Annotated in this window: 5 protein-coding genes; all 5 read right to left on the bottom strand. The window is 43.2% G+C overall.

Translation table 11 applies throughout. The features are described from left to right. A partial coding sequence (locus Q0X89_RS15655; RefSeq protein ID WP_297695876.1) for a glycerate kinase occupies positions 1–207 on the bottom strand: 207 nt, incomplete at its 3' end. A 3-nt stretch (positions 208–210) separates the two neighbouring features. Then, positions 211–1,872 carry a sugar phosphorylase gene (locus Q0X89_RS15660; RefSeq protein ID WP_297695878.1) on the bottom strand — a complete coding sequence of 554 codons (1,662 nt, stop codon included), beginning with the start codon at positions 1,870–1,872 and terminating at the stop codon, positions 211–213. Positions 1,873–1,884: 12 nt separating this feature from the next. Beyond that, positions 1,885–3,492, bottom strand: a complete 1,608-nt coding sequence (locus Q0X89_RS15665; RefSeq protein ID WP_297695880.1) for a sodium:solute symporter — start codon at positions 3,490–3,492, stop codon at positions 1,885–1,887. Between the two features lie 10 nt (positions 3,493–3,502). Further along, positions 3,503–4,819, bottom strand: coding sequence for a trehalase family glycosidase (locus Q0X89_RS15670; protein ID WP_297695883.1), 1,317 nt, complete (start codon positions 4,817–4,819; stop codon positions 3,503–3,505). Between the two features lie 75 nt (positions 4,820–4,894). After that, a partial coding sequence (locus Q0X89_RS15675) for a TonB-dependent receptor (RefSeq protein WP_297695885.1) occupies positions 4,895–5,999 on the bottom strand: 1,105 nt, incomplete at its 5' end.

A 5,999-nucleotide genomic window follows, 5' to 3' on the forward strand; every position in this document is an offset into this window, starting at 1 on the left:
AAGGGGATCACTGGCCTCACACACTACTTTTTCATACTGGCCATAATGGTCGATGGATTCTAAAAACCCATCGCCCCCATCTGATAATACAGCGCTGTGCAGTTTGGCCTCTGGATCGGCTTTTAAGACACCTTTGCCAATCGCATCGATTACCTCCAAAGCGGTCAGGGAACCTTTAAATTTATCCGGGATCAATAAATAGTCCATTCGCTATACACTTTTTAACCAGGCAAACCCAAAGGGTGGTATTTTCTCCTGATTTGATGCCCAATGCTTTCCGTTCAAAACATCCATGAAAGATCCTTTTAAACTATCAAAGCTTGCTTCCCTGTCTGAAAAGTTGTGGATAGCGTAAAGAATGCTTTCCCCTTTTTGCCGTCTGATTATAAAAAGTGAACCTTCTGAATCGTATTCTGCCTTTCCAAAGGGATCAAAAACAGCCTGGTTACCTCTAATCTCGAGCATTTGGGAATATCTATTAAATATACGACCTCTAATACAAGTATCCTCGTTCAGGGCATCCCGGAGTGCACCCAACTCCAATTTTTGCCTATTGATCCGTCTGTTGATCCCACTCTCCAAAGCCGTATCCCTATCGTTTTCAGAACCCAGGAGCGAATGGTAATAAATTCCTGGCACCCCCTGAATACACAACATTACCGACTGGGTAAGCAGGAAACGCTGGATCCGTATATCATCGTGACTTTTCGGATCAGTAATAAGATCCATATAATTACAATTGAGCTCATAGGGCGATTGCGAGCCGTCTTCATTAGATTTATAAGAAACAAATCCCCCATGCCGCAAGGTTGTCTCTGCTAGTTCGGTAATGTCGTCCTGGGAAATGATCCCTTGAAGTGGCCTTACGCCAACTCCATCATGACTAGCGGTAAAATTAAAGAAACACACTTTTTCTCCAGGTAATTCCAGGCTTTGAGCCCAGTCAGTCAGAACATTTACATCTTGCTGATGGACCGAATAGGCAAGTAAGGGCGGAAGTGTAAAATTATACACCATATGTGCTTCATTACTGCCATTGCCAAAGTAGGAGATGTTTTCGATGTGCGGCACATTGGTTTCGGTGATAATCACGGCATGTGGAGCCATTGCTTCTATTACCTGCCTATAAGCCTGGATGACCAGGTGAGTTTGTTCCAGATGTATGCAAGGCGTCCCCAGTTCCTTCCAAAGAAAAGCAATGGCATCTAGTCTTATAAATCTAGACCCCCTGGAAATATAAAAGAGTAAGACATCGAGAACCCGAAGAAATACGCGGTAATTGGCATAGTTCAGATCAACCTGATCTTCGCTGAAGGTCGTCCATATATAAACCTGTTCCCCATTCTTTTCAAATGGATGATGCAAGGGAAGCGCACGGGGCCGTATCACCTGAGAATAGTCATCTTCGGGTTTGGATTCAACAAAGTAATCGAAATACTCAGGGTTTCCAGTGAGATATTGCTGAAACCAATCTGAATGCTTAGAAATATGATTTATAACAGCATCAAACATCAGATCGAAGTGCTCGGCGAGTCGGTCGATATCCTCCCAATCGCCCAGCTCCGGATTGATCTGGTAATAATCTATCACACTAAATCCATCATCCGAAGAATATGGAAAACATGGCAGTAGGTGAACCGCACTGATCCTGTTCTTAAGGTAACGATCTGCAAATGTTTTTAAAACAGCCAAAGGAGGTGAACCTTCTTGTCTTATTCCATCACCGTAAGTGATCAGGATCCGGTCTTTTTCGGTCAGCTTCGCTGTTGATCTTCCATCGACCTTTCCAAAGTATTTTTCTTTTAAAGCCGAAATACCCTGCAAAACCTCATCGGTGCAGTCAGGATATATGCGGCTAATGAGATCCTCCATGCCTGAATACTGTTAAGGGCTCAGTAAATTTTTCAACCCGATAGAGATAAATACGATCAGTATAAAATAGGCGGCCAATATCGCCACTTCTTTCCATGCAAAATAATACGTCACTTTAATACCTTCTTTGGTTTTCAGCGGCACCATAATACTAAAGAGATAGGCCACGGAAAGAGTAATTATACACCCTATAGCATTCCACCAGAACCAAAAAACCTCTGGTACATACAGCCACAAATACATATTGAACAATACTCCGGCTAATATTCCGATGTTTGCTCCCAATGCATGTGTCCGTTTGGTAAGCAGGGCCAGAATAAATGCCGCCAATATAGGCCCATAAAAGATCGAACTTATTTTATTTATAACTTCGATAACCGTCCCTTCAATATTACCCGCAAAAAAAGCAAAAAGCAGACAGATAAGGCCCCAGAAGAGGGAGGTGAATCGGGAGTACCTTACATATTGTTTATCGGAGAGATCCGATTTAAAGCGTTTGATAAAGTCTTCGATGGTTACCGCCGAAAGCGAATTCACCGTAGAGCTGAGAGACGACATGGCCGCAGACATGATAGCGACCAACAATATACCGATAACGCCGTTGGGCAGGTATTTAATTATAAAAACCGGGACCATCAGATCCTCTCTCTTTCCTTCAAGACTATCTATATTGGCCGCATATACATCTGAGATCTGATCCTGGAAACTGAGATCAGTCATCAATAATGTTCCAATGACCAAGCCCATGATACAATAAGTCAGGGTAACCGGAAAACGGAAAAGTCCGTTGGCCATCAGCAAACTTTTGATGGTAGGCAAGCCCTTGGCAGAAAGCATTCGCTGGGTCTGGGTCTGGTCGGTCCCATAATAGGATGCATAGAGAAAAAACCCGCCGATCACCATTGGCCAGAATCCAAATTCATCTCCATTGTCGGCATTGTTGAAACCCCATTTGGAAAAATCTACAGCAGTAAGCCTGTCGCTATCCACTTGTGTTAGAAAATTGTCCCATCCTCCCAGTTCGCTTAATCCATAGCCCAGACAAATTACAATCCCCACAAACAAAATGAGCATCTGGATAACATCACCCCAAATAACCGCACGCATTCCTCCCTGGAAGGAGTACACCAGGGTGATTATTCCAATCAACAGTACTGAAATCCAGAAATTAATACCTGTGGTGGCTTGGAGGATCAGCGCCATGGTATATACCATAACCCCCGTAGCCACAGACCTACTGATTTGAAATACAAAACTGATCAATAGACGGGAGGAAGCATCGAACCGCCGCTCGAGATATTCATAAATACTTACAATCCCCGCTTTATAGAGGGAAGGGATAATAGTCACGAGAAGGAATGCCATGGCAAGGGGAACACCGAATTCGAAGGTGAGCCACTGTAATCCCCCGCCAGGCTTCACCCCCACAAATGCCGGCGCCGATATAAAACTGATAGCCGATAATTGAGTGGCCATAGTGGAAAGACTCAGTGGAATCCAGCCCATGCTGCGGCCACCAAGAAAATAGTCGCCGGAATTCTTATTGTCTTTAAAAATATATCCAAGGCTGAGGAATCCCAAAAGATATGCGACAATAATGGTATAGTCTATCCAGTTCATATGGTCTGTTTTAGCTTTCTCTTAAGATAAAATCGATGTAAAGAGCCGCGGTCCATGAAAAATTGGAACCACCATATCCGCCTTTACCTTCTTTGGCAATTGACCTCCTTGGATCAAAATACTCATAAAATCCGTTTTGTTCTACCACTTCAATAGAATCTGACCTGATCTGTTCTGCCAATTTGTTGATCCCGTAACTTTTTAACCCATGATAAAGCATCCAGTTGACGTTAATCCATAATGGGCCTCGCCAATAGCGTTTAGGATCAAATCTTTCGCCTTCAGGATCAAAAGAAGCGCATAAATAAAGACCCTCGCCCCCAAATCGTTGTTCAAGAATTCCAGCTATTTCTGATGTGCGTTTAGCTCCGGGTATTCCGGCGAATAAAGCCACAAAAGAAGAGGAAGTAAGCATCCGGATCTTTCGCTTATTTCTAAGATCGTAATGCAGGTATGCACCGAGATCCTCATCGTAAAATTTTGATTCATAGTTTGCAATGCTCAGTGCCTGCCATTTTTCGAGTTGCCTGATCTTGTCTTCACCAAATCCGCAAATTTGGTATAATTTGATAAGCGACTGATTAGATTTGATCAGCAAAGCATTCACCAAAGGATCCTGAACAAGGAAGGGTGAATGTTCCGCTATTTTTGAATCGTTATAGCGGTACTTTTTGGCGAGGTCTATCAACGCAAGATAGTGATCATATTCTCTGTTAGAGGGTCTTTGGCTAGGATCTACCTGGTTAGTATCCCTTCGTTCAAAGGTGTATCGTGGGGAATCCATAGTTTCCCATATGGTGTCCCAGATTGGCGAATTATCCGTTCCGGATTCCCAGTTGTGAAAAATATAGATCAACCCCTCGCCCAATAGATCCCTGTTATTATAGAGGTAGAGGTGGTTCTCATAGACTTTGTCTATGACCTTCCGTGTAAATTCAAGAGCCCCTTTTTTGTCTTGTGCTCTATCTAATAGTTCCTTGAGTACAAAACCGATAACGGGTGGTTGGATCATCCCGGTAGTTTTATATCTGGTAGTGGCGTCTGGGTGCAACGATGCCTGATGGAACTTCGGACCGGGAAAATAGGTATTGCTCTCTCTATGAAAGGTGATATGCGGGATAAATCCATTTTTCCATTGCGTATCCAGCAGTGTTCGAATCTCGTTCTGGGCCCTTTCCATGTCGTAATTTGCATACCCAATGGCAATAAGACCGGAATCCCAGTTCCATTGAAATGGATACAAGCCCTGACTTGGTAATGTAAAACCAGGTTCTCTATAATTCCCGTTTAAAATTTCTTTGGCTTTTGTGATCAGTGGTTCACTCATCTTTACTTTGGACTAAAGAAGAATGCATTGATTACTTTATCAATGCATTCTAGCTAACAAATAAACTTAAAATAACTAAAAATTGAACGTAGCGGTAACAAAGAATCGCCGTGGTAATATGGGTCGGCCAAAAAAGAATGCCTCTTCCGTTTGGCCAACATCACGAGGGTCTCCTTCTGTCACACCTGCATCATCAAATAGGTTAAAAACAGATACCCCAAGACGTAAAGACTCGTAATTTTCGCCCAGTACAAATGAGTACCCGACACCCAGACGCGCGATGGTGATTGCTTCTAGTTCGATGGTATTGTTATCTGCGGCAAATTTTTTCCCCGTATGGTTTAACGAAAAGAAGCCATCGAAAGCCCGGTTGTCAAAATAGATCCCAAGATTGCCCAGGAAATTTGGTTGCCTGGCCAGTTCATTCCCTTCGTTGGTTGTAGTTGTGCCACCATTTACCAAATCCTCAGATACATTTTTCGTGATCTCATGATTTTGATAAGTAGCCGTACCTCTAAAATTCCAGTATTCTGCAAACCGGTAATCCCAGGAGGCTTCCAGACCAAATGTGGCGGTGCTCTGTTCAGATCGTGTCAGATCGACGAGGAATCCATTAACAAATCCCTGGTCTAATTTTATCCGGTCGCTCAAGCCGACGTAATATCCTGCCAGGGAGCCCGAAAGTTTTGCATTTCCAAGCTTCGCTCCAGCCTCAAATTGAATGATCTTTTCGGAATCGTACTTACTGCCGGTTACCCCAGTGGCAATAGGAGCAAAACTTCGTATTTGAGGAAAGAAGAATCCTTTCGAGAAGTTTGCATACAAATTCAGATTATCATTGAGCCTGTAAAGACCGGCAAGAGAAAGGGCCCAATCTGATGCATCTACCCCGGCTCTGGTAAAACTACCATCGGCAAATTGGACATTGCTGAGCTCTGGGGTAAGATCAGGATCGGTATACACCGTTTCTTCTACAATATTTCCGTTGTTGAAAACACCATTCGTTGTCTCCCATCTGAAACCAACATCAAAACGCCAGCGGTCAAAAATCATTTCATCCGTGATATAGATCGCAGTACGATTCTGAGACAGATAACGATTGCTTGTCATACCTATCCTGTTGTATAATCCTCCAGTAGAATAAATTACATTAGCACCAGTGGAATCCGTTACACTTAAA

Source organism: uncultured Eudoraea sp. (assembly GCF_947258525.1).
Lineage (GTDB): Bacteria > Bacteroidota > Bacteroidia > Flavobacteriales > Flavobacteriaceae > Eudoraea.